Origin of the sequence: Bifidobacterium sp. A11 (assembly GCF_000499185.1) — a bacterium.
In the GTDB taxonomy this organism is placed as follows: Bacteria; Actinomycetota; Actinomycetes; order Actinomycetales; family Bifidobacteriaceae; genus Bombiscardovia; species Bombiscardovia mizhiensis.
The window spans coordinates 20,220-44,542 of sequence record NZ_AWUO01000008.1; the positions used below are offsets into that span (position 1 = coordinate 20,220).

The 24,323-nt window shown below is 60.9% G+C and carries 27 protein-coding genes; 24 read left to right on the plus strand and 3 right to left on the minus strand.

Translation table 11 applies throughout. The features are described from left to right. Positions 1-81 precede the first annotated feature (81 nt). Positions 82-1,317: an NADP-dependent isocitrate dehydrogenase gene (locus P273_RS0106645; protein ID WP_024627675.1), complete on the minus strand. Its 1,236-nt coding sequence runs from the start codon at positions 1,315-1,317 to the stop codon at positions 82-84. A gap of 163 nt (positions 1,318-1,480) precedes the next feature. On the opposite strand from P273_RS0106645, the gene P273_RS0106650 reads away from it, so the two are divergent. The 24 genes from P273_RS0106650 (at position 1,481) to P273_RS0106765 (ending at position 22,960) form a co-directional block, all read left to right on the plus strand. Further along, entirely contained in the window at positions 1,481-2,605 is a 1,125-nt protein-coding gene (locus tag P273_RS0106650) for a GuaB3 family IMP dehydrogenase-related protein (protein WP_024627676.1), read from the plus strand. Between the two features lie 199 nt (positions 2,606-2,804). Then, positions 2,805-3,359, plus strand: coding sequence for a hypothetical protein (locus tag P273_RS0106655; RefSeq protein ID WP_034524942.1), 555 nt, complete (start codon positions 2,805-2,807; stop codon positions 3,357-3,359). Between the two features lie 38 nt (positions 3,360-3,397). Next, positions 3,398-5,380 carry a long-chain fatty acid--CoA ligase gene (locus tag P273_RS0106660; RefSeq protein WP_024627678.1) on the plus strand — a complete coding sequence of 661 codons (1,983 nt, stop codon included), beginning with the start codon at positions 3,398-3,400 and terminating at the stop codon, positions 5,378-5,380. Positions 5,381-5,383: 3 nt separating this feature from the next. After that, the gene (locus P273_RS0106665; protein ID WP_024627679.1) at positions 5,384-5,866 is read left to right on the plus strand and encodes a peptide deformylase; all 483 of its coding nucleotides are present in this window, start codon (positions 5,384-5,386) and stop codon (positions 5,864-5,866) included. Between the two features lie 225 nt (positions 5,867-6,091). After that, positions 6,092-6,961, plus strand: a complete 870-nt coding sequence (rpsB, locus tag P273_RS0106670; protein ID WP_024627680.1) for a 30S ribosomal protein S2 — start codon at positions 6,092-6,094, stop codon at positions 6,959-6,961. A 27-nt stretch (positions 6,962-6,988) separates the two neighbouring features. Beyond that, on the plus strand, positions 6,989-7,843 hold the full coding sequence (tsf, locus tag P273_RS0106675; protein WP_024627681.1) for a translation elongation factor Ts: 855 nt from the start codon (positions 6,989-6,991) through the stop codon (positions 7,841-7,843). Positions 7,844-8,053: 210 nt separating this feature from the next. Next, positions 8,054-8,809, plus strand: coding sequence for a UMP kinase (gene pyrH, locus P273_RS0106680; RefSeq protein WP_024627682.1), 756 nt, complete (start codon positions 8,054-8,056; stop codon positions 8,807-8,809). Positions 8,810-8,923: 114 nt separating this feature from the next. Beyond that, positions 8,924-9,478, plus strand: a complete 555-nt coding sequence (frr, locus tag P273_RS0106685; protein WP_024627683.1) for a ribosome recycling factor — start codon at positions 8,924-8,926, stop codon at positions 9,476-9,478. A gap of 25 nt (positions 9,479-9,503) precedes the next feature. Beyond that, complete coding sequence (locus tag P273_RS0106690) at positions 9,504-10,493, plus strand: phosphatidate cytidylyltransferase (RefSeq protein ID WP_024627684.1); 990 nt, start codon at positions 9,504-9,506, stop codon at positions 10,491-10,493. Positions 10,494-10,529: 36 nt separating this feature from the next. Continuing rightward, positions 10,530-11,717, plus strand: coding sequence for a 23S rRNA (adenine(2503)-C(2))-methyltransferase RlmN (gene rlmN, locus P273_RS0106695; RefSeq protein WP_024627685.1), 1,188 nt, complete (start codon positions 10,530-10,532; stop codon positions 11,715-11,717). A gap of 113 nt (positions 11,718-11,830) precedes the next feature. Continuing rightward, a complete protein-coding gene (gene hisF / locus P273_RS0106700; RefSeq protein ID WP_024627686.1) occupies positions 11,831-12,607 on the plus strand; it encodes an imidazole glycerol phosphate synthase subunit HisF in 777 nt (258 codons plus the stop codon). Between the two features lie 140 nt (positions 12,608-12,747). Next, on the plus strand, positions 12,748-13,161 hold the full coding sequence (gene hisI / locus P273_RS0106705; RefSeq protein WP_024627687.1) for a phosphoribosyl-AMP cyclohydrolase: 414 nt from the start codon (positions 12,748-12,750) through the stop codon (positions 13,159-13,161). Between the two features lie 71 nt (positions 13,162-13,232). Then, complete coding sequence (gene trpB / locus P273_RS0106710) at positions 13,233-15,338, plus strand: tryptophan synthase subunit beta (protein WP_024627688.1); 2,106 nt, start codon at positions 13,233-13,235, stop codon at positions 15,336-15,338. Further along, positions 15,338-16,258, plus strand: coding sequence for a tryptophan synthase subunit alpha (gene trpA, locus P273_RS0106715; protein ID WP_029676260.1), 921 nt, complete (start codon positions 15,338-15,340; stop codon positions 16,256-16,258). Before trpB ends, trpA begins: the two co-directional genes overlap by 1 nt. A gap of 37 nt (positions 16,259-16,295) precedes the next feature. Next, the gene (gene lgt, locus P273_RS0106720; protein ID WP_024627690.1) at positions 16,296-17,207 is read left to right on the plus strand and encodes a prolipoprotein diacylglyceryl transferase; all 912 of its coding nucleotides are present in this window, start codon (positions 16,296-16,298) and stop codon (positions 17,205-17,207) included. Between the two features lie 90 nt (positions 17,208-17,297). Then, entirely contained in the window at positions 17,298-17,963 is a 666-nt protein-coding gene (rpe, locus tag P273_RS0106725; RefSeq protein WP_024627691.1) for a ribulose-phosphate 3-epimerase, read from the plus strand. 31 nt (positions 17,964-17,994) lie between these two features. Further along, positions 17,995-18,258 carry a phosphoribosyl-ATP diphosphatase gene (locus tag P273_RS0106730; RefSeq protein ID WP_024627692.1) on the plus strand — a complete coding sequence of 88 codons (264 nt, stop codon included), beginning with the start codon at positions 17,995-17,997 and terminating at the stop codon, positions 18,256-18,258. 50 nt (positions 18,259-18,308) lie between these two features. After that, positions 18,309-19,160 carry an ATP phosphoribosyltransferase gene (gene hisG, locus P273_RS0106735; RefSeq protein ID WP_024627693.1) on the plus strand — a complete coding sequence of 284 codons (852 nt, stop codon included), beginning with the start codon at positions 18,309-18,311 and terminating at the stop codon, positions 19,158-19,160. Positions 19,161-19,164: 4 nt separating this feature from the next. Continuing rightward, a complete protein-coding gene (locus tag P273_RS0106740; RefSeq protein WP_029676262.1) occupies positions 19,165-19,779 on the plus strand; it encodes a CDP-alcohol phosphatidyltransferase family protein in 615 nt (204 codons plus the stop codon). Beyond that, positions 19,772-20,728 (plus strand): DUF881 domain-containing protein, encoded by a 957-nt coding sequence (locus P273_RS0106745; protein ID WP_024627695.1) that lies wholly within the window; start codon positions 19,772-19,774, stop codon positions 20,726-20,728. The genes P273_RS0106740 and P273_RS0106745 overlap by 8 nt, the downstream gene beginning before the upstream one ends. 1 nt (position 20,729) lies before the next feature. Further along, the gene (locus P273_RS0106750; protein WP_015021764.1) at positions 20,730-21,062 is read left to right on the plus strand and encodes a small basic family protein; all 333 of its coding nucleotides are present in this window, start codon (positions 20,730-20,732) and stop codon (positions 21,060-21,062) included. A gap of 4 nt (positions 21,063-21,066) precedes the next feature. Continuing rightward, positions 21,067-21,900, plus strand: coding sequence for a DUF881 domain-containing protein (locus P273_RS0106755; protein WP_024627696.1), 834 nt, complete (start codon positions 21,067-21,069; stop codon positions 21,898-21,900). Between the two features lie 6 nt (positions 21,901-21,906). Further along, positions 21,907-22,350 carry an FHA domain-containing protein gene (locus tag P273_RS0106760; RefSeq protein ID WP_024627697.1) on the plus strand — a complete coding sequence of 148 codons (444 nt, stop codon included), beginning with the start codon at positions 21,907-21,909 and terminating at the stop codon, positions 22,348-22,350. A 25-nt stretch (positions 22,351-22,375) separates the two neighbouring features. Beyond that, positions 22,376-22,960, plus strand: a complete 585-nt coding sequence (locus tag P273_RS0106765; RefSeq protein WP_232342020.1) for a MerR family transcriptional regulator — start codon at positions 22,376-22,378, stop codon at positions 22,958-22,960. A 225-nt stretch (positions 22,961-23,185) separates the two neighbouring features. Here P273_RS0106765 and P273_RS0106770 read toward each other — a convergent pair whose 3' ends face one another. Both P273_RS0106770 and P273_RS0106775 read right to left on the minus strand, forming a co-directional pair. Next, positions 23,186-23,917 (minus strand): HAD hydrolase-like protein, encoded by a 732-nt coding sequence (locus tag P273_RS0106770; RefSeq protein ID WP_024627699.1) that lies wholly within the window; start codon positions 23,915-23,917, stop codon positions 23,186-23,188. Then, positions 23,910-24,257 carry an RNA polymerase-binding protein RbpA gene (locus P273_RS0106775; protein ID WP_024627700.1) on the minus strand — a complete coding sequence of 116 codons (348 nt, stop codon included), beginning with the start codon at positions 24,255-24,257 and terminating at the stop codon, positions 23,910-23,912. The genes P273_RS0106770 and P273_RS0106775 overlap by 8 nt, the downstream gene beginning before the upstream one ends. Between the last annotated feature and the right edge of the window lie 66 nt (positions 24,258-24,323).

Below are 24,323 nucleotides of genomic sequence, written 5' to 3' on the forward strand. Positions count from 1 at the left end.
CAGTGAAGGCTGATCTGCGGAGAGTAATCGCCTGCAATAACCGTCTGCAATGGCAAAAAGAGGGTGTTGTTGTCTTATCTGCTAGTCTGCCGCTGCAGCACCTGAAGACATACGCTCGGCAAGAGCATGGTCCAAGGCGTCCATGAACCCTTCGGTGTCCAGCCAAGGCTGATCAGGACCCACCAGGCTGGCAAGATCCTTGGTCATGCGACCGGAGCGTACGGTCTCGATGACCACGGATTCGAGTGTTTGCGCGAACTCGGCCACCTTGGGTGTGTCATCCAGCCGCGCCCGCTGCTTGAGCCCGCCGGTCCAGGCGAAAATGGAGGCGATCGGGTTGGTGGAGGTGGTTTCCCCCTTGAGCCAGCGCCGGTAATGCCTGGTCACGGTCCCATGGGCTGCCTCGGCCTCTACGGTCTGTCCATCGGCCGTCATCAGCATGGAGGTCATAAGGCCAAGGGAGCCAAACCCTTGAGCTATTGCATCGGACTGGACGTCGCCGTCGTAGTTCTTGCAGGCCCAGACATAGCCGCCCTGCCACTTGAGCGAGGAGGCCACCATGTCGTCGATCAGCCGATGCTGGTAGGTCAGCCCCTCTTGTTCGAACCGACTCTGGTACTCCTGCGCGTAGACCTGGGCGAAAATGTCCTTGAACCGGCCGTCATAGGCCTTGAGGATGGTGTTCTTGGTGCTCAGGTAGACCGGATAGTGCCTCTGCAGGGCGTAGTTGAAGCAGGAGCGCGCGAAGTCGCGGATGGAATTATCAAGGTTGAACTGGACCTGTGCCACGCCTGGACCTGGGTAGACGGTCACCTCTCGAGTCACCGGGTCGCTCCCGTCTTCAGGAGTAAAGACGACGCTCAGCTTTCCCGGCCCGGGAACAGTGAAGTCAGTAGCCTGGTATTGGTCCCCGAAGGCATGGCGGGCCACCACGATTGGCTTGGACCATCCGGGAACCAGCCGGGGGATGTTGTCGATGACGATGGGCTCGCGGAAGATGGTTCCGCCAAGAATGTTGCGGATGGTACCGTTGGGCGACTTCCACATGCGCTTGAGGCCGAATTCCTTTACCCGGGCCTCGTCCGGGGTAATGGTGGCGCATTTGACGCCTACGTGCTCGCGCTGAATGGCCTGTGCCGCCTGCACGGTAACCTTGTCGTCGGTGGCGTCCCTGTTGCGGATGCCCAGGTCGTAATAGTCCAGATCCACGTCCAGGTAGGGCAGAATCAGCCGTTCCTTGATCATTTTCCAGATGACCCGGGTCATCTCGTCACCGTCGAGTTCGACGATGCGTCCTTTCACGGCGATCTTGTCCATGGCGGCCTCCTATCGGTCGGCGGGTCGGGGGCCGGATCCTGCTCCCGATGCCTCAGTTGCGCTCGCGAACTGTTTTATCCCAAGTTTGTTACTCTCTGTTGCCATGTTCGTAACCCGTTCGTAGCACGCCGGAGCGTCATTGTGAGGCGCTAGGCTGGCAGACATGACACAGGAAATCGAAATCGGTCTCGGCAAGAAGGCCACGGTGGCCTACACGCTCGATGATGTCTCCATACTTCCCTCAAGAAGGACCCGGGATCCCCAGGATGTCTCCACGGCCTGGCAGGTGGATGCCTACGAGTTCGACCTGCCGCTATTGGCAGCGCCCATGGATTCGGTCACCAGCCCGGAGACGGCCATAGCCCTGGGACGGATGGGCGGACTAGGCGTGCTGGACCTGGAGGGACTGTGGACCCGTTATGAGGATCCGCGTCCGCAGCTGGACCGGATAGCACATGCCTCGCCGGAGCAGGCGACCGGGGTCATTCAGGAGGCCTACCGGGAGCCGGTCAAGGCGGAGCTGATCACCCGCCGTCTGCAGGAGATTCGCAAGGCCGGAGTCACGGTGGCCGGAGCCCTGTCCCCTCAGCGCACCCAGGAGTTCTATGCCACGGTGGTCGATGCGGGAGTGGACCTCTTCGTGATCCGAGGAACGGCGGTCTCGGCCGAACACGTGTCCACCAGCCATGAGCCCCTGAATTTGAAGAAGTTCATCTACGACCTGGACGTTCCGGTCATCGTCGGCGGGGCCGCCACCTATCAGGCTGCCCTGCATCTGATGCGCACCGGAGCCGCCGGGGTGCTGGTCGGGTTCGGCGGGGGAGCGTCATCCACTGATTCCGCCACCGTCGGAATCCAAGCGCCTATGGCCACGGCCATCTCGGATGTGGCCGAGGCGCGTCGCGACTACCTGGACGAGTCGGGCGGACGTTACGTTCAGGTCATCGCTGACGGGGAGACCGGTACCTCGGGTTCCTTTGTCAAGGCCTTGGCCATGGGGGCCGACGCGGTCATGCTGGGCACGCCCTTAGCCAAGGCTACGGAGGCTCCCGGCCAGGGCATGCACTGGGGGGCCGAAGCTCATCATCCTGAACTGCCGAGGGGCCGCAGGGTCCAGGTCGGTCAGGTGGGCAGCCTGGAGCGCATACTCTTCGGTCCCAGCGATCGCACCGACGGCAGTCTGAATCTGATCGGGGCCCTGCGCCGGGCCATGGCTTCCACCGGTTATGTGGATGTCAAGAACTTCCAGAAGTGCCGTGTGGCAGTGACCCCCGCCCCCCGCTGCTGAGTAGAGCAGGACATTCACGGTCCATTTATCCACAATCTGTCTAAAGGCCGGTCCAGGTTGACCACATTCCTGAACCGGCCTTTACAATCCCTCAGTGCATTCTTACTCTGGACGTATTCGCTGTCGTTGCGTCGGTTGCCCAGTGCACCTCGCCGGCATGGGAGGGGGAACAAGCACATAGTAGTGCGAGGGGAGAAGTATGACGGAGTATATGGATCTGGCACCGGTCTGGGACCAAGATCAAGCAACCGAGGAGTCGACAGGACAGGAGGTCGGCGGCTGGTGGCCGTCTACCTGTACGCAGGTGCCCTTGGGATTTGGCGACATCAATCTGACAGTGCGAACGGTCAACTTCATCCGGCCTGGGGATGCTGCCGGGCATGAGGGTCTGTCTGCGGATCTCAAGCGTATTCTTGTCAATCTGTGCGCCTTGGCATCCAGGGTCTTCGATGTGTTGCGGGGTCGTTTACCTATGAAGAGCCTGGATCGTGTGCTCAACCGCGTCTGTATGGAACGATTGGCCCTGCTGGCCCAGTTGCTACGGGATCGGCATCTGGGCATGGTCCGAACAGCGGACCATGCCGGCATGACTTATCTGCCGCTGATTCCTAAACTGGTTGAGATTTACCGAGTAGACCGTGACCGGTACGAAACCACCATCGGATTTCTGGTCGGCGAGCGCACTGTGCTGACCAACCTGATCGTCGCCAGAAGCGGTTCGCGCTGGGTCTGTGTGCGCTTCGACATGGGCTAGGCGGCGGCTTTGGCGGGTTGACCCATATGATGGTGGGTATGTTGCGTGAATATACGGTCGAGCTTCAACACCCGACGACGGACAAGGACACCATCTATTCACTCCTGGCAAAACGCACCGCCCGTGACCCTGAAGAGCTGGTTGCCCAGTGGCAGGATCCCATGACCAGAAACTGGCACGATGTCAAGGCCGGGCAGATGTCCGCACGGGTTCGCGCCGTGGCCAAGGGCATGATGGCTTTGGGCGTGGAAAAGGGCAGCACTGTGGTCATCTACGCCTCCACCAGTTATGACTGGGGGGTCACGGACTTTGCCTGCGCTGCCATTGGGGCGGTCTCTGTGCCCATCTACGAGACCGACTCGCCCAGCCAGGCCCAGAAGATCGTTCAGGATGTGGACTGCATCCTGGCCTTTGCCGGTGACTCGGAGCATGCACAGATCCTGGAGCAGGTCCGGGGATCCTCGCCCAAGCTCAAGTACGTCTTCAATTTCGAAGCCGGGGGCCTGAACGCAGTCAGCGAATTCGGCCAGGGGATCGAAGATGAGCGCCTGGATCAGGCCATTGCCCAAGTCAAGGCCGACGATCTGGCCACCATCGTCTACACTTCGGGCTCAACTGGGGAGCCCAAGGGCGCCATGCTCTCCAACCGGAACTTCGTCCACATCGTCTTCGTGGGCTGGGATGTGCTCTACCACATGCTGGCAGCGCCCTCCCGCCTGATGCTCTTCCTGCCCCTGGCCCACTGCTTCGCCCGTTACATCCAGTATGTGGCCATCGGCGCCCAGGGCGTGGTCGGATACGTCTCCAACGCCAAGCACCTGCTGACCGATCTGCGCACCTTCCGGCCCACCTATCTGCTGGGCGTGCCCCGCGTCTTCGAGAAGGTCTACAACGCTGCCTCGCAAAAGGCCGGCACCGGCATGGCCGGCAAGGTCTTCGCCAAGGCCACCAAGCACTTCATCAAGTGGTCCAAGGACGAGCAGGAGGGGAACGGCCATTCGCTGTTTACCCGCCTGGCCCACGCCTTCTACACCAAGACCGTCGGCAACACAATCGAGTCCGCCCTGGGCTCCAACTTGAGCTACCTGGCCTGCGGCGGCGCACCCATGAACGCCGACCTGGCCCATTTCTTCAATGGGATCGACGGGATCACCTTCATTCAGGGCTACGGGATGACCGAGACGGCAGCACCCTGCATCGTCAACTTCGAGGATGCCAACGAGGTTGGATCGGTCGGCCGTCCTGGCTCGGGCATCACGGTCAGGCTGAGCGACGACGATGAGCTCCTGGTCAAGGGTCCAAGCGTCTTCATAGGCTACTACCACCAGCCTGAGCTTGATTCCACCGTGCTCGATAAGGACGGCTGGCTGCACACCGGTGATCTGGCCCAGATCGACGACCAGGGCTTCGTCTTCATCACCGGCCGTAAGAAGGACGTCATCATCACCGCCGGCGGCAAGAACGTGAGCCCGGCTCCCCTGGAGGATGTCATCAGCACCTGCCCCATAGTCTCCCAGGCCGTGGTTGTGGGCGACGGCAGGCCCTTCGTAGGTGCCCTGGTCACCCTGGATGCCGGGATGCTGAAGTCTTGGCTGACCTCCCAGGGTCTGGACGCTGACATGAGCATGGAGCAGGCCAGCCACAACGAGGCCATCCATGCTTTCATCCAGCAGTACGTGGACAAGGCCAACTGCAACGTCTCGCGGGCCGAGTCGGTGCGCAAGTTCCTGGTGCTGGACAAGGACTTCAGTCAGGAGGACGGCACTCTGACCCCCAGCCTGAAGGTCGTGCGTCCCGAGGTGCTCCGCCAGTACGCAGAACTCGTGGACAAGGTCCTCTATGCGCCCAGGACGCCAGCCAAGCCTGCTGCCAAGGAGAACGACATTGTCAGCAGGGCACGGACCACCATGAGCGATTCCCTGGCAAGCATGACCGGACGCAAGCGTGATGGCCGCCAGGAGGAGGAAGCGGCCCCGCAGGACGAGAAGGACGGCCACGACGGCCGGGATGACGAGGAGTAAGCAGTGGCGATTCGTACAATCAGAGTGGTTCCCGATCCGGTTTTGCGAACCCCCTGCGATCCAGTGACCACCATCACCCCGGCTGTGCGCAGTCTGGTCCGTGACCTGGTGGACACCGTGGACGACCCGGGCAGGGCAGGCCTGTCGGCCAATCAGATCGGGGTGGGCCTGCGCGTCTTCTCCTACAACATTGGTGGCAAGGTGGGCTACATCATCAATCCGGTTATCGACAAGACCTCCGGCGAGCAGTATGGCGAGGAGGGATGCCTGTCCCTGCCCAACCTCTGGTATCCGACCAGGCGTGCCGACTACGCCCGAGCACACGGCATCGACCTGGATGGCAAGACGGTGACTCTTGAGGGCCATGGCATCATGGGGCGGATGATCCAGCACGAGTGCGATCACCTGGACGGCCATGTCTATGTGGATCGGTTGGAGAGCGACGTCCGTCGCAAGGCCATGCAGCAGCTGAGATCAGCCAGGTAGGCAGAGCGCGAACATGATACCCGAGGTCATTGGCCTCGGGTATCATGGTAATTCGGCGTGTCACTGCGCAGGTCTGCTGTCACGGGCGGGCAGGCGCGCCAAGAGTATTCCCGAACACACGCCGCAAATTCGCGCCATGTCCGCGACGTCCTGTGTCGGTCGGCTCCTCGGAGTTGCACGCAGGTGCACATGGCCAGGCAATAACCGACAATGAAAGGTATAGACATGGCACAGATCACCATGAGCGAAATGCTGAAGGCCGGCGTCCACTTCGGACACCAGACCCGTCGTTGGAACCCCAAGATGAAGCAGTACATCCTGATGGAGCGCAACGGCATCCACATCATCAACCTCTTCAAGTCGCTCGGTCTGATCGACCAGGCCTATGACTTCATCAAGCAGACCGTGGCCCACAACGGCACCGTGCTCTTCGTGGGGACCAAGAAGCAGGCCCAGGAGGCCATCAAGGCCCAGGCCACCCGGGTGAACATGCCCTACGTCTCCGAGCGCTGGCTGGGCGGCATGCTGACCAACTTCCAGACCGTGACCAAGCGGGTCGGCCGCTTGAAGGAGCTGGAGGAGATGGACTTCGACGACGTGCATGGCTCGGGGCTGACCAAGAAGGAGCTCCTGCTGCTGCGTCGCGAGAAGGACAAGCTGGAGCGCCAGCTGGGCGGCATCCGCAACATGAACCGCACCCCCTCGGCCCTGTTCGTGGTCGACATCAACAAGGAGGCCCTGGCGGTCTCCGAGGCCAACAAGCTGGGTATCCCGGTCGTGGCCCTGGTGGACACCAACACGGATCCCGAACTTGTCACCTACCCCATTCCCGCCAACGATGATGCCATCCGTGGCGTCGAGCTGCTGACCAGGCTGATGGCCGATGCCGTGGCTGACGGTCTGTTGGAGCGCTCCGGCAAGGCTGCCAAGACCGAGGAGGCCTCCGACCAGCCCATGGCCGAGTGGGAGAAGAACCTGCTGGAGAACAAGGACGGACAGCCGCAGGAGCAGGCCCAGGAGACTGCCCAGGCTCCCCAGGCCGAGCAGCCTGCGCAAGAGCAGCAGGAGACCCCCGCTGCCGATCAGGCCGCCTGAAATCTGACGTCTAGATAGGAGAGTTTCATGGCAAAAATCACCGCTGCACTGATCAAGGAGCTGCGCGATCAGACCGGCGCCGGCATGATGGACGTCAAGAAGGCCCTGACCGAGGCCGAGGGCGACATGGCCCGCGCCAAGGAGATCATCCGCGCCACCGGTATCCAGGCCGCAGGCGCCCGCGAGGGCCGCAAGGCCCAGGAGGGCCTGATCGCCTCCACCGTCGTCGAGGGTGGACAGGGTCAGATCGGCTACGCCGTCGAGCTCAACTCCGAGACCGACTTCGTGGCCAAGACCCCTCAGTTCGTCGAGTTCGGCCAGGAGGTCATCGACGACGTGGCCAAGGCTGATGCCTCCAACGCCGAGCAGGTCGATGCCGCTCCATCCAAGTCCGGCACCGTCAAGGAGACCGTGGAGGAGGCCGGCGCGCTCTTCCATGAGCACGTCAAGGTCGGCCAGGTGGCCCGGGTCGAGGGCCCCCGTGTGGAGATTTACGCCCACCGCAAGTCCGTGGAAATGCCCCCCTCCATCGTGGCCATGATCGCCACTGATGAGGCCGGCGCCCAGGTGGCCCATGAGGTGGCCCTGCAGATCTCCGCCATGAGCCCCAAGTGGCTCAGCCGCGAGGATGTGCCTGCCGACGTGGTGGAGTCCGAGCGTCGCGTGGCCACTGAGAAGTCCCAGGCCGAAGGCAAGCCCGAGAAGATCATCCCCAAGATCGTCGAGGGGCGTCTGAACGCCTTCTTCAAGGAGACCGTCCTGCTGGAGCAGCAGTACGTCAAGGACACCTCCAAGACCATTGGCGACCTCTTCAAGCAGGCTGGCGGCAAGGCCCTGGCCTTCGCCCGTCTCGAGGTCGGCAAGGGCGACGAAGAGGAGTAGCCCAGCAATGTACTGAGTTGTCTGGCCTGATCCTGAGCTGAGGGATAGGCAGATGACCAGCATTGATGGTAATTGACGATAGGGGAGTGGCTTTCGTGGCTGCTCCCCTTCTTTTGTCCCGAGCCTGACCAAGAAGGGGTTGTCGTCCAGCCCCGATACCCTGGTTACCGGCGTATTTCGCCCGTCATCATGTTTGGAGAAAGGGCTTTTATGACCGGATCCGATTCAGCGCAAAACCCAGCATCGCCTCGTCGTGTGCTGCTCAAGCTCTCCGGAGAGGCCTTCGGGGGAGGCGAGGTCGGCATCGACGTGCAAGTAGTCAAGCGGGTGGCCAAGGAGATCGTCCAGGCGGTACAGGGTGGCGTGCAGGTAGCCATCGTGGTGGGTGGCGGCAACTTCTTCCGCGGAGCCGAGCTCAGCCAGGCCGGAATCGAGCGTTCGCGCGGCGACTACATGGGCATGCTGGGCACGGTCATGAACTGCCTGGCCCTGCAGGACTTCCTGGAGCAGGATGGTCAGGCCACCAGGGTGCAGACAGCCATCACCATGGGTCAGGTGGCCGAGCCCTATATCCCGCTCAAGGCCATCCGTCACCTGGAAAAGGGTCGTGTGGTCATCTTCGGCGCCGGATCAGGCATGCCTTACTTCTCCACCGACACCGTTTCCATCCAGCGTGCTCTGGAGATTCATTGTGTAGAGGTTCTCATGGGCAAGAACGGTGTGGACGGCGTGTACACGGCTGATCCGCACAAGCAGGCTTCTGCGCGCATGTTCACCAACCTGAGTTACCAGCGGGCTCTGGTGGACAATTTGGCCGTCATGGATGCGGCAGCCCTGTCCATGGCCCGGGACAACGATATGCCCATCCGTGTCTTCGGACTGGAGGGTGAAGGCAACGTGACCGGAGCGCTCAAGGGCCAGCGTCTGGGCACCCTGGTCCACGGTGGTCCTGATCGTACCCTGTGACCGGTTGCGGGCACACCCCGCGTCGCTTGGCCCCTGTGGCCCCATGGCCGTAGAGTATAAGAATGACGGACCTCGCGCGCACAGGCGGATGGTCCATACAGCAAGGAGCAGATCATGACCACAGTGGTGGACCAGGCCGGAAGGCAGATGGACAAGAGCATCGAGGCGACCAAGGAGAACTTCTCGGGAATCAGGACCGGGCGTGCCAACCCCTCCTTCCTCAACGACATCATGGTGGAGTACTATGGCACACCCACGCCCATCAAGTCGCTGGCATCCATCGGCGTCCCGGAGCCTCGCACCCTGGCCGTCACACCCTTCGACCCCTCCCAGGCGGGTGCGGTCGAGAAGGCCATCCGTGATTCGGACCTGGGCGTCAATCCCAGCCGTGACGGCAACGTCATCAGGGTCACCATGCCCGAGCTGACCGAGGAGCGTCGCCGGGATTACGTCAAGCTGGCCAAGACCAAGGCCGAGGAAGGCAAGGTGGCCGTCCGCAACATCCGGCGCAAGGTTAAGGAAGAGCTGGAGGCCAAGGTCAAGGATGGCGACCTGGGCGAGGATGAAGGCAACCGGCTGCAGAAGGAGCTGGAGACCGTCACCAAGCAGAAGAACGACATGATTGATCAGCTCCTGGATGCCAAGGAGAAGGAGATCCTCGAGGTCTGATCCGCCTGGGGAGGGTCCACACTTCATGAGTACTAAGGAAAGCTCGGCCGAGAAGGCCGGTCAGGATGCCGTCGCAAGCCTGAACAAGCGGACCGGGCGCAACATGCCGCAGGCGGTGGCCACTGGCGCGCTTTTGGTGGTCATCATCCTGGCCTGCATCCTGGTGCGCATCGACGCATTCATCTACCTGATCGTGATCTTCATGACCCTGGGGCTCTGGGAGCTCAGGGTGGACTTTGCCACGGCTGGCCTGCATATACCGGTGGTCGAGCTCTGGGTCTGCTCGGCTGCCACCATGCTGGCCTCCTTCTACGCTCCTGATCACGTGGCGGTCATGACCGCCGGAGTTCTGATCACCGCCCTGGTTGGGGCCCTTGCGGCCACCCGCAACCATCGCCTGGGCGGTCGGCTGGTCAAGGCGGTGAACGCCAAGCTCTCAGGCAAGGATGCGCAGACCATGGCCGATGCCTCCTATGGCGCCGCAGATGGGGAGAGCCGATCAAGCAGCCTGGCCAATGTGGGCGTCACCCTTCTGACCGTTGTCTACATCACCCTCCTGGCCTGTCTGATAACCCTGCCCACCACCTTCGGCGGGCATCCCGCCGCACACGCATTCATGGTGATTTTCCTGCCCGCCTTAAGCGACATCGGTGGTCTTCTCTTTGGTTCGCTCTTCGGCAAGCACAAGATCTCGCCCCGCATCTCTCCCGGCAAATCCGTGGAGGGGTTGGCAGGCTCCATGCTCTGCTGCCTGGTTGGCGCCCTGGTCATCTTCGCGGCCACCTATCCCATGGCGATTTGGGGGCGGATCTGGTGGGTCGCTCTGCTCATGGGCATCATGGTCGGAGCCACAGGCACCCTAGGGGATCTGAGCGCATCCTTGATCAAACGCGACCTGGGGATCAAGGACATGGGCCACCTGCTCAAGGGCCATGGCGGAGTGCTGGACAGGGTGGATTCCATCCTCATGTCCGCACCGTTCATCACACTGGTTCTTTTGATTACCGGTCTGTGACCGGTATCGACGGCTGATACAGGATGAGGTAGAGGTATGACAGATGTCGATTTGACCGGTGCCGAGCCTGAAACCGGCATCACCCCAGGAGGCAAGGATGGGGCTTTCCGCGACGTTCTGGCGGCCGACCACGCCCGTCGAGGCAAGCCGCCGCGCCACTTTACGGATATGGACCAGCAGGAGCGTCAGGAGGTCTGCGCGCAACTGGGCCTGCCGAAATTCCGGGTCTCGCAGCTGGCCAACCATTACTTCAACCATCTGTCCACCAATCCGGACGACTTCACGGACTTTCCCGCAGCCAGCCGTCAGGAGGCCGCGCACCGCTTCTTCCCTGAACTGATCACCCCGGTCACTGTCCAGAAAGCGGACCAGGGGACGACCATCAAGACCCTCTGGGAGCTCTTCGACGGGTCCAGGATCGAGTCCGTACTTATGCGCTATCCATCCAGGGCCACCCTCTGCATCTCCAGCCAGGTCGGCTGCGGTATGGGCTGCCCCTTCTGCGCCACCGGTCAGCTTGGATTGACCCGGAACATGTCGACCGGCGAGATTCTGGAACAGGTCAGGGCCGCCTACCGGATGATGCGGTCCGGACAGGTTGCCGGAGGACCCGGGCGTTTGAGCAACATTGTCTTCATGGGGATGGGCGAACCCATGGGCAACTACCGGGCTGTGCTTTCCGCGGTCAGACAGATCAGCGCCCTGCCGCCCAAGGGATTCGGCATCTCGGCCAGGAACATCACCGTCTCCACGGTGGGTGTGGTCCCCGGCATCCGCAAGCTCACCAAAGAGGGCATTCCGGTCCGTCTGGCCGTCTCCCTCCATGCTCCCAGCGACAAGCTGCGCGACGAGCTGGTGCCCATGAACAGGCGCTTCAACACCACCCAGGTTCTGGACGCGGCCCACGACTACTACCTGGCCAGTGGCAGACGGGTCAGCATCGAGTATGCCCTGATGCGTGGCATCAACGACCAGGCCGAGCATGCCCGCCTTCTGGCCAAGCGCCTCAACCACTACGGGGACGACTGGGCGCACGTCAATCCCATACCCTTGAATCCAATCGAGGGGTCTCGTTGGACGGCCTCCAAGTCCGAGGACGAGCAGCGCTTCCTGGACATCCTCCACAAGGCTGGCATCACTGCAACCATGAGGGACACCCGCGGATCGGACATCGACGGTGCCTGCGGGCAGCTGGCAGCCAAGGCCGTCAAGCTTCAGGCCTGAATCAGCTTTTGCAATGCGTTCATGCCATAGTGTGGACATGCCAGGGTCTTCGGACACCAGAGCAGCTAAGGTCTTGACTCAAACAAATCGGTTCAGGCAGGAAGGCAGGTCGCATGGCGGTAGCGGTTCGTGTCATTCCCTGCCTGGATGTCGACCAGGGCCGTGTGGTCAAAGGCGTCCACTTCAAAAATCTGCGCGATGCGGGCGACCCGGTCGAACTGGCTTCCGCTTACTACCAGCAGGGCGCTGACGAACTGACCTTTCTTGATGTGACAGCCTCTGGAAGCGGGCGAGCCACCATGGTGGACCTGGTCAAGAGCACTGCCGACCAGATCTTTATTCCATTGACCGTCGGCGGAGGCGTGCGGACCCCGCAGGATGTCGACACTCTTTTGCGGTCGGGGGCCGACAAGGTCGGCATCAACACGGCAGCCATTGCCAATCCGCAGGTCATCGGGGATATCGCCCAGCGGTTCGGTCGTCAGGTCCTGGTGCTTTCGGTCGATGCCCGCCGATCCAATGCTCAGGGCATTACCTCAGGATATGAGGTGACCACCATGGGTGGCCATCAGTCCACCGGCATAGATGCCATCGACTGGGTCAAGCAGGCCCAAGAACTCGGAGCCGGTGAGATCCTCCTCAACTCCATGGATGCAGACGGCACCCGTCAGGGATTCGATCTGGAGATGATCGCCGACGTGCGCAAGGCCGTATCCCTTCCCCTCATCGCCAGCGGTGGCGCAGGCAAGGCAGCCGATTTTCCTCCTGCGGTCAAGGCCGGGGCCGATGCGGTCCTGGCGGCTTCCGTCTTCCATTTCGGCCAGGTGTCCATCAAGGATGTCAAGCAGGCGCTCCATACGGCCGGGTATCCGGTTCGATGGCAGGCCTGAACCCAATCTGGCAGATAATTTCGACATCACATGCTGCATGGCACTTGCTGGCCATGTTGGCAGTCTTCGGGAAACCATACCCATACCATAAACAATCAACCGGCAAGGATGTGTCGGACAAATCAGGAGAATGAGGATCAATGTCACAGTCTTCGAAGGACCAGGAAGCACGTTTGGATCCGAGCATAGCGGCCAGGCTGAAGAAGGATTCCAAGGGACTTGTTGCCGCTGTGGTCCAACAGTATGACAGCCGTCAGGTGCTCATGGTCGGGTACATGGATGAGGAGGCCTTGAGACGGACCCTGACCACGGGAAGGGTCACCTTCTGGTCCCGTTCCAGACAGGAATACTGGCGCAAGGGAGACACCTCCGGGCATGTCCAATACGTCAAGGGGGTCAGCATCGACTGCGACGGGGACGCCTTGCTCATCGAAGTCGACCAGGTGGGGGCGGCCTGCCACACCGGACACAGGTCATGTTTTGAAGCCGGAGGGCCCCTGCCTGCGGTGCAGGGCAATCGTACTCAGGCACAGATGCAGAGCGAGGAAGGGTAATGGGTAATCCAGTGCAGAAAGACGCTAAGGTTGTGACAGGGAATACACAGGAAACTGGAGGGAAGGGCTCTATGACCGTCTTGGATGAACTGGTTGCCGGCGCCGTGGAGGATGCAAGGAGCCGGGTGCAACAGATTCCCTTGGAAAGTCTCAAGCAACAGGTCAGGAGCATGAAGCGCAAACCTCTGGATGCCGCGCGACTGCTCAGGGAGAGCGTCGGCATTCCGATCATCGCGGAAATCAAGCGAGCCTCGCCCTCCAAGGGGTACCTTGCCGACATCAAAAATCCCGCCGCTCTAGCCCGGCAGTATGCCAACGGGGGTGCCTCGGCCATATCGGTCCTGACCGAGGGCAGACGCTTCCTGGGATCCTTGGAGGATCTGCGGCAGGTCAGACAGGCCGTGGGCATTCCCGTGCTCAACAAGAACTTCATCGTCTCCGACTACCAGGTCTGGGAGTCCAGGGCCAACGGGGCCGACATGATCCTGCTGATTGTGGCAGCCTTGGATGACACACGTCTCAAGCACCTGCTGGACCTGGCCGGGAGCCTGGGCATGACCGCCCTGGTCGAGACGCATGATCGTCAGGAGATCGAACGGGCCATCGCGGCCGGTGCCAAGGTGATTGGCATCAACGCCCGGAATCTGAAGGACCTGAGCGTCGACGTCGACCAGTATGCCCGCCTGGCTTCCAACCTGCCCAAGGATGTGGTCAAGGTGGCCGAGTCCGGAGTGTTCGGCACGGTCGAGCTGGAGCGGTACGCGCGGGCCGGGGCCGATGCGGTCCTGATAGGAGAAGGTCTGGTCACCTCCCAGGACCAGGAGGGTACGGTTCGCTTGCTGGTTCATGCTGGTCACCGCTTCAAGGCCGCCGAGGCCAGACCCCTGTCGACCCATGACGGTCCCTATTTCGGCCCCTATGGCGGACGTTTCGTCCCTGAGGCCCTGGTGGGCGCCCTTGATGAGCTGGAGCGTGTCTACAAGGAGGCCAAGGCCGATCCGGCCTTCCGTGAGGAGCTGAACAGACTCAACCGGGTCTATGTGGGGCGTCCCTCGGCCCTGACACCAGCTCCTCGATTCGCCAAGCTGATCGGCGATCGGGTCGGCGGCCAGGTCAGGGTCTTCCTGAAAAGGGAGGACCTGAACCACACGGGCGCCCACAAGATCAACAACGCCCTGGGTCAGGGGCTCCTGGTCAAGCGCATGGGCAAGACCCGGGTCATCGCGGAGACCGGTGCCGGTCAGCACGGTGTGGCCACGGCCACGGTCTGTGCCCTCCTGGGCTTCAAGTGCCGAATTTACATGGGGCAGATCGATGCCCGCAGGCAGGCCCTGAACGTGGCCAGGATGCGGATGCTGGGAGCCGAAGTCGTCGAGGTGACCACCGGGACCAGGATCCTCAAGGATGCCATTAATGAGGCCCTGCGCGACTGGGTGACCAACGTGGAGTCCACCCACTACCTGCTGGGCACGGTTGCCGGCCCCCATCCCTTCCCAACCATCGTTAGGGACTTCCAGAAGATCATCGGCGAAGAGGCATCCGCGCAGCTTTCCGCATACGGCATCGACCATCCTGACGGGGTTGTGGCCTGCGTCGGCGGGGGTTCCAACGCCATCGGCATCATGAACACCTTCCTGGACGATCCACGAGTCTCCCTCTACGCATATGAGGCCGGCGGAGACGGGCCCAAGTCGGGCAAGCACGCCATTCGCTTGTCGCCAGGCACCGGTCAGATCGGCGTCTTCCAAGGAACCAAGTCCTATCTCTTGGAGGACGACCAGGGTCAGACCATGGACACCTACTCCATCTCCGCCGGTCTGGATTACGCCTCGGTGGGGCCTGAGCATGCCTGGCTGCACGACATGGGCCGGGTCAAGTATGACTACGCAACCGATAAGGAGGCCATGCAGGCTTTCAGCGACCTCTGCCGGACCGAGGGCATCATCCCTGCCCTGGAGTCCTCGCACGCCTTGGCCGGAGCCAGCAAGGCAGCCACCGACCTTTTGCGCAAGGGAATCAGGAATCCTGTCATTCTGATCAACATCTCGGGCAGGGGCGATAAGGATGTAGCCACGGCGGGCAGATGGTTCGGCTACCTGTCCGAGCAGGAGGCCAGCGCTTTGGAAGCCCAGGCCGGGCACAGCAGAAGCGATCAAGCAGAAGAGGAGGCCCGATGATGGTCAACCAGCAATGGCAGTGGCAGAAAACGTTCGTCCAGCCTGTCCAACCCCAGCCTGTGCAATCCCAGCCTGTCCAGCCTAAGGGGTTCAGCCGCACGGCCAGCCTGGTGGCGTCCACGCTGCAGGCCCTCCGCCAAGAGGGCAGGCCGGCATTCATCGGCTACTTCCCCTACGGATTCCCTGACGTGCCCACATCCTTGGAGGCCATGCGGGTCATGGTGAAAAGCGGGGTCGACATCGTCGAGATCGGGCTGCCCTACAGCGACCCGGTCATGGATGGCCCGGTCATCCAGGCGGCCAGCAAGTGTGCCATCGACAATGGCGTCAAGGTCGAGGGTGTTTTCGACGCGGTCCGCCAGGTTCAGGCGGACGGTGCCAGGGCTCTGGTCATGAGCTACTGGAATCTGATCATGCATCACGGAGTAGCGGATTTTGCCGCCCGGATGGCCGAGGCCGGCGGGTCCGGGCTGGTCACCCCGGATCTGATCGTCGACGAATCCGGGGAATGGATAGAGCAGTCGGACCGGTATGGTCTTGACCGGGTCTATCTGGTCTCGCCCGACTCAACTGATGCACGTCTGCAGATCACCTCCCGTGCAGCCAGAGGATTCGTCTACGCGACCTCCCGGATGGGCGTGACCGGCGAACGTACCAGCATGTCCAACTCGGCGCAGAACCTGGTGGCGAGAGTCAGGCAGGCTGGTGCCCCTTATGTCTGCGTGGGCATCGGGGTGTCTACCGCCCAGCAGGCCTCTCAGGTCGGGGCCTACGCGGACGGGGTCATCGTCGGCTCGGCCCTGGTCCACTGCCTTCTGGATGACGAGGGCAGGCCGCGGAAGGACCGTAGAAAGGCACTGGAGTCCCTGGCCGAGGTTTGCTCCGACCTGCGTTGGGGCATCTCCCAGGCCAGGAAGTGAGTGGGGCTGTAAGGCCCAGGGGCTAGATTGGGGCTTTATGACGCTTGCCTACATCCCATCGCCAGGAATCTCCAGCTTCCATCTGGGGCCGGTCACCATCCGGTTCTATGCGCTGACCATGCTTCTGGCCATCATCGTGGCTGCCTGGATCACCGCCAGGCGCTGGAAGAAGGAGGGTGGCCGGACCGACCAGATTCTGGACATCGCCATCTGCGCGGTACCGGCCGGCATCGTCGGCGCTAGGCTCTACCACGTCATCACCACCCCTGAGCGGTATTTCGGAGCTGATGGCAATCCAGCCGATATTCTGCGCATCTGGCGTGGCGGTTTGGGTATCTGGGGTGCGGTCCTCCTGGGAGCACTGGCAGGCTGGGCCTGGTGCCGTCACAAGAGCTATCCGACCGCCCTGCTGGCCGACAGTGTGGCTCCTGCCCTTCTGGTGGCCCAGGCCATCGGGCGGCTGGGCAACTGGTTCAACCAGGAGCTCTACGGGGCCCCCACCACGCTGCCCTGGGGACTGAAGATCGATGCGGCAGGTTCCGCCATTGGCAGCAGCGAACAGTGCTATGACGGGGCCACCTGTCCGACAGGCACCCTCTTCCAGCCCACATTTCTGTATGAGATGATCTGGAACCTGATTGGCGCGGCCCTCCTGGTCTGGATCGGCCACAAGGCCGTGAACGTGCTCAAGGCGGGCTCGCTCTTCGCCCTCTATGTCATGTGGTACACCCTGGGGCGCACCTGGATCGAGGCCCTTCGCATCGACTTCGCCCATGAGTTCCTTGGTGTCAGGGTCAACGTCTGGGTGTCCATGACGGTCTTCTTCCTGGCGGCTGCAGCCTTCGTCCTCATAGCACGCAAGGGCAAGCCGACCTCCCTGCTGTCCGAAAAGCTGCGGACCATCACCGAGCTTGAGGTGCGTCAGGAATCCGAGGCCCGGAGCAAGTAGGACAGGGGTCGGCTATCCGGGAGTCGGTAGGTGTGCAATTGAGCCATAAACCGGTGCCGCCGGTCTTCCGTACAACATAGAATAATCTCCATGAGCATTCAGATAGCACCCAGCATTCTTTCCGCCGATTTCGCCAACTTGGAGCGGGATCTCAAGGCTATTGCCAATGCCGATATGGTTCACGTGGATGTGATGGACCACCATTTCGTTCCCAACCTGACGCTTGGCGAGCCCGTGGTGGAGCGCATCTGCCAGGTGACCGACCTACCGGTGGACGTGCATCTGATGATCGAGGATCCCGACCGTTGGGCCCCGGAATTCGCCAAGCTGGGTGTTGCCTCCGTCACCTTCCATACCGGAGCCGTCCATGCCCCGGTCCGTCTGGCTCGCCAGCTGCACGACATGGGGGTCAAGGCCTGCCTGGCCGTGCGCCCTGCCGAACCTGTGGAGCCGATATTCGACATTCTCAATGAGTTTGACATGATTCTGGTCATGACCGTGGAGCCAGGTTTCGGCGGCCAGAAGTTCCTGGACAATCAGATGCCTAAGACCCGCCGCCTTCGTGACCAGATCACCGCACGCGGCCTGAAGACCCACATCCAGGTGGATGGCGGGGTAAGCCCCACCACGGCTCCTATAGTGGCAAAAGCTGGAGCCGACGTTTTGGTCGCAGGCTCTGCGGTCTACGGCGCTGACGACCCGGCCAAGGCCATTGACCAGATCAGACAGGCCGCGCAGGTAAGCTACAAGGACTGACAGGTTTTGCAGGAAGAATGGAGATAGCCAGATGAAGACCTTCGATGGGTTGTTTGAGGAGCTTACGACCAAGGCCAAGGAACGTCCGGAAGGATCCTTGACCGTGGGCGAGCTGGATAAGGGCACGCATTTCATCGGCAAGAAAATCAATGAAGAAGCTGGAGAGACCTGGATCGCCGCTGAGTATGAGGGCAAGGAGCGGACGGCCGAGGAGATGAGCCAACTGCTGTACCACATTCAGGTGATGATGATCGATCGGGGCATCACCCTGGAGGATGTCTACAGGTATCTGTGACCCCTGATCCTATCCCGCTGTAGATTCGCTTCCGCAATTAGGAGGTTGCCGTGTTGAAGGTCGCGGTGCCCAATAAGGGCATGTTGTCCCAGCCCGCATGGAGGCTGCTGTCAGAGTCTGGCTATCGTCTGCGTTCCAACGATCGGCAACTGGTGGTGGATGACGTCGACAACGACATTCAGCTCTTTTACTTAAGACCCAACGACATAGCGGTCTATGTCGGCTTGGGAACCATCGATCTGGGCATCACCGGGCGTGACCTTCTGCTCAACTCCGGAACCCGGGCCGTCGAGGTCACGCAGTTGGGATTCGGCGCGTCCACCTTCAGATTCGCCGCTCCGGAAGCCAGTGCCATCAACACCTTGCAGGACGTGGACGGCAAGCGCATTGGCACCACCTTCGACCGGCTTCTTGAGGACTACCTGACCAGCAAGGGACTCAAGGCCGAACTGATCCACTTGGACGGCGCAGTGGAGTCGTCGGTTCAGCTGGGGGTAGCCGACTTGATCGCCGATGTGGTCTCCACCGGCACCACCCTGCGTAACGCCGGGCTACGGGTCTTCGGCGATCCCATTCTCAAGTCGGAGGGGATTCTCATCAGATCACCCCGTCTGGATCCAGACGATGAGCGGTTGGCGGTCATGTCCCGCAGGCTGGAGGGTGTGCTGACAGCCCGCCGCTATGTACTGATGGATTACGACATCCCGGTTGAGCGCGTGGCCATGGCCGTGGGCATCACACCAGGCTATGAGTCGCCGACAGTCTCCTCCCTGCACGACAAGCAGTGGGCCGCAGTCAGGGCCATGGTTCCCAGGGACCAGGTGAACAGCCTCATGGATCGCCTCTATGAGATCGGTGCGCGTGCCATCCTTGTAACTGCCCTTCAAGCTTCTAGAATGTAGTCGGATGGCACTGATTGATCGAATTTCACGCAGCAGGTACAGCCCTGAGCCAAGGTCGGTAATTCTAACCGTACCCAATGTCATCAGCCTGCTTCGTATCCTCTCCATACCTCTTATCGCCTATCTGGTGGCCAACCGTCATCTGATCATTTCCTTGGTGGTCATGCTGATTTCGGCCCTTTCAGACGGTGTGGATGGGATCATTGCCCGCAGGTTCAACCAGGTCAGCAAGCTGGGGCAGATCCTTGACCCGGTTGCCGATCGGCTGCTGATTCTCTGTTCCGTCCTTGCCCTGAGCATCGCCTCCATACTGCCATGGTGGCTTCTGGCCCTGGTAGGTGTCCGGGATGTGCTCATGGGTCTGTTGGTTTTGGCGCTGGCCCAGCACGATTATGGCCCCTTGCCAGTGCACTTCGCTGGCAAGACCGGAACGGCCGTGCTCATGCTGGCCATACCGGCCCTGATTTTTGCGGACGTGGGCACTTCAACCTTCTTCCGTCTCTTCCACCTGGTGGCACTTGCGGCCGTCATTTGGGGGGTTGGCCTTTACTGGCTGGCAGGGCTGATCTACGCACGTCAGGGCATCGGGTTGCTTCGTCAGGACAGCCATCATGACTGAGCCGCAGATGACCCCCGAATCCTTCCCCGTGCCGCCTGACCGTGCCTTGATTCACCGTCGGGCGGCTTTTTCGCATTCCAGTGCAGGTCTGGAACGTCACTATGTGGACCAGGAGAGCTCGGAGCCTGCGCAGGAGTCCATGCGTCGGCGCATGGCTGATGAGTCTTTGAGGCTGATTGACGACCTGACCAACCGTCCCATGGATCCAATGTTCGAGGATGCCCGTCTGCTGCCTGCCGAGCGTAGATCGCCGCTGAGCGTCTGGGTCAATCGGATACTGGTCTTCGTCATTTGTGTACTGGTCGGCCTGGCAGGCACGGGTATAGTGCAGGTGTTGCACCGGGACCCCCGTCAGAAGGTACGTGAGAAGCTCATCTCCCAGGTGGAGGCGGTCAGCAAGCGTGCCAACGATCTCAACAGTCAGATCTCGGATCTTAACGGCAACATCGATACGCTCTCGGCTCAAGAGGGCGGCCAGGGGCAGAGCAGTACGCAGACCGCTGACGATCTGACCAACGGCACCAGCAAGGTACAGGGGCAGGGCGTCGTCATCACCTTGGCCAACCCCATTGCCTCCAAAGATTCCCGGGAGAATGCTGATCAGATCAAATTGCTCACCGACCAGGACCTGCAGTGGTTCCTGACCAAGCTTTGGTCTGCGGGGGCCGAAGCCATCGCCATCAACGGCAATAGAATAGGAACACAGACATCAGTGCGTACGGCCGGTCAGACCATTTTGGTGGGGACCACCTCGATCGAGTCACCCTATAAGATCGAAGCCATCGGCGATCAAGGTGCCTTGTCCGATCTGATGGTTCGTAGCGATCTGCAGGGCCGTCTGCGGGACCTGAAGAAGGCGAACATCACTATCAATGTGGTCAAACAGCGACGCCTGAGTCTGAATGCAGTGAGTTTGCCCAATCTGTCCTATGCCGGAAGGAGTCATTGACATGTCGGCAATTCTCGGCCTGATCCTAGGCGTGGTGGCGGGCATCTTCCTCAAGCCCGACATTCCCATTGTCCTGCAGCCTTATTTGCCCATCATGGTGGTGGCCGCCCTGGATGCTCTGATGGGCGCGGTCCGCTCCTACTTCGAACGCAGCTTCTCGGACCGGGTCTTCGTGGTTTCCTTCATCTCCAATGTGATCACGGCTACACTTCTGGTCTTCCTGGGCAACCAGTTGGGCGTGGGTTCTCAGCTGTCTACGGCCGTCATTGTGGTGCTGGGCATCCGCATCTTCTCCAACGTCTCCGCTATTCGGCGGTTCATTTTCAAGGGGTGAGCATATGAGACACACCCTGAGGAAGAAGCGCGATGAGGGAATGCCCAAGAGCATTCCGCCTAGGAGGCCCGGACGGGTCAGGGCTCCGGCCGACGATACACAGACCGGTGCGTTTCCGGTGGTTCGTCGTCGGCCTCTGCGCACCCTTAATTCCAACGCCACCAGGGTCAGGCTGGTTACCAGCGTCCTGGTGGCCCTGATGTGCGCCCTGTTGGGCTTTGGGTATGCGGTCCAGGTGCATAATAACCAGTCCTCCTACCAGAGTCTGTCCGAGGAGGAGCTGGTGCGGGTGCTGGATGAGACCAGCAACCAGGTCGACAAGCTGGAGGAGCGCAAGAGCCAGCTCAACCAGCAACTGACCTCCATCAAGTCCGCCGCCGACAAGCAAAAGGAAGCCGCCCGCATAGCCCAGCAGAATGAGCAGAGCAGCGGCATCCTGGCCGGGCGGCTGCCTGCACAAGGCAGGGGAGTGGTGGTGACAGTCACCGAAGACAGTGATCGGGTGGATGCTTCTACCATGTTCAATCTGATCGAAGAGCTGCGCAACGCCGGCGCCGAGGTCATATCCTTCAACGATGTCCGGGTGGTTACCAGTACTTATCTGTTGGACACCCGCACCGGCCTGCAGTGTGACCACGCCAAGCTGCGCAGCCCCTACGTTGTCAAGGCCATTGGGGATCCGGACAGCCTGCAGAATGCCGTCCAGATCGCCGGGGGAGTGGGTTCGCGGATCAAGGTGCAGTTCCATGCGACCGTATCCGTGGAGCAGTCAAATAGTGTCAGAATCGACCAGGTTCGACGCGTGCAGGACTACCAGTATGCAAAGCCTGTAGAATAGGCAATTATGACAGATCCTATTCCCACTGCGGGCGAGACGACCATCATCGGCATGCCGGCCCTGAACATTCCAGTCACCTCCAACGGTGACCGTCCACTGACCAAGGACGACTTGGAGACCATGGCACGATTGCCTGAGGGTACAGCCCTGCTGATTTCTACCAGGGGAGCGGTGTCAGGATCGCGTTATCTGTTGGACGAGGATCAGGTCAGCGTGGGTCGTGATCCGAAGGCGGACATTCTGTTGGACGATTCGACAGTTTCCAGGGCGCATGCCATATTCGTGCGGACTGACCATGGTTTTCGGGTCGAGGATACTGGCAGCCTCAACGGCACTTATGTCAACCGCGAACGCGTGGACCAGGCCGACCTGCACAATGGCGACGAGATCATGATCGGCAAGTTCAGATTGGTCTACTTCGATAATCGGGCAGTCATCGCCAAGAACTGACAGGGGGCATGACATGGCCGGTGAGATGCCGACGCTGGTACAGGGTGAACTCTTTTCGCCTGAGCAGGCTGAGGGCACGACCCGGGGCTACCGGGGAACGGTCGCGGCCAAGGTGGCTGGCATCACCTATCGGCAACTGGACTATTGGGCTCGCAAAAGGATTGTAGAGCCGTCAATCAAGGCCTCACACGGGTCAGGCTCCCGCAGGCTCTACTCCTTCAAAGATGTGGTCATCCTGGCTGTCCTCAAGCGTCTCTTGGATGCCGGTGTCAATTTGGTCAATGCCACGAACACGGTGAACTATCTCGAGCGTCGAACAGTCGGTCAACTCGAGCATGTAACGGTGGTCTGCGATGGTGATCAGGTCACCGAATGTTCAGGACCTGATCAGGTCTTTGCGCTGATGCAGTCCGGGCGTGCCGTTTTTGCTATCTCTGTGGGTGCTATCTGGCATCGCATGGATCTTGAGCTGCAGACCTGTGATCATGTGGATTTGACTACTGGACAGCTGACCCCGGGTCTGCCTGAGCGACCTATCGACGAGCTGACGGCTATGCGTCTGCGCCAGCGCCTGGAGCAGCAGCACGAGCAGCGTCAGCGGGCTGCATGATTGTCGCGGTGGAAGCCGAAACAGGGGAGAAAAACGATAAGTAATTTGACATAACGTACATTATCGGCTTATTAGGTCACGATTCGATTTTGCGTTTTCCGTTGATTTCATGGTTACTCGGTTGTGGCCAATTCGGTGAGGTTGCAATAGCATCACTCACAAATTATAAGGGTCACCCAGGTGACCTCGGGTGACCCTAAAAGAGACGATACAGTTCTGGCCGACTCAGTGCTGATTTTGATCGTTGGCGAAGTAATCCTCGGCAGCCTGGCACAATTGGTCGACTTGGTTGATGACTCGATAACAGCCGTGAGATACCAGTTCTCCGGGCTCAGCATAGCCCCAGCCGCATCCCAGACAGTCCAGGCCGGTTTCCAGCGCACCATCGGCATCAGTCCAGCGGTCGCCGACCATAAGGGCTCGGTCACCCTGGTTGGCATCAAAGCCAAGCTGTTGCAGAGCGTGGGTGATGACCTGGGCCTTGGTGATTCGCGTGGAGTCCTTGCTGGCACCATAGACGCCATCTACCAGTGGCGTCAGTCCGAAGTGGTCACATACCGGCTGGGCCTGGTACTCGGGCTTGCAGGTGGCCACGGCCAAGGTCAGACCTTGCTCGTGCATACGATTCAGCTGTTCGGGGATGCCGTCAAAGACCGTAGCGAGCAGACGTCCAGGGATGTGTTGTCCAGGATGGTTAGGATCCTCAAATGCCGCTATCTCGCTGTAATAGCGCCGGTAAATCTGGACGCCCTTATCGATGTCTTCTTCTCTGATGCCGTTGCGGCGCAGGGATACTTCAACGGCAGGGCCTATGAATCGGCGAAGCTCGCTTTCATCGGGCACGGGATGACCTAGCTCTTTGAAAGTTTGCACCACGGAGGCGATAATGCCTGGATGCGAGGCGGTCAGGGTGCCGTCCAGATCCAGCAGAACCAGACGGCGCGGTGATTTACTCATAGTCGGGGAACCATCCTTCACGGTGCATTTTCAGACGCTTGTCAAGCACTGCCTTGAGTTCGTCCTCCGACCGGCGCTCCAGCAGCATGTCCCAGTGGGTCCTGGTCGGTTTGCCGGTCTTGCCGGACTCCTGCTCGTCATGTCCTTCAAGGTGGGCAATCTGCCCGCAGCGGCACTCCCACTCCTGCGGCACCTCAGCGCCTTCAGCCAAGGGCAGGATAGTCCGATGGCCCTTGGGGCAGACATAGGCGACCTCGCTGCGTGCAGCAAAATCCACATTCTGATCGGATTCCAGGGACTTCGCCCCAATACTCATGCCGCGAAGACTGCGCTCTGCCATGATTCCTCCATACTCGTGTCCGTCACTGCCTCCAAGCTACAGAACAGTGTTGACCTGATACTTATT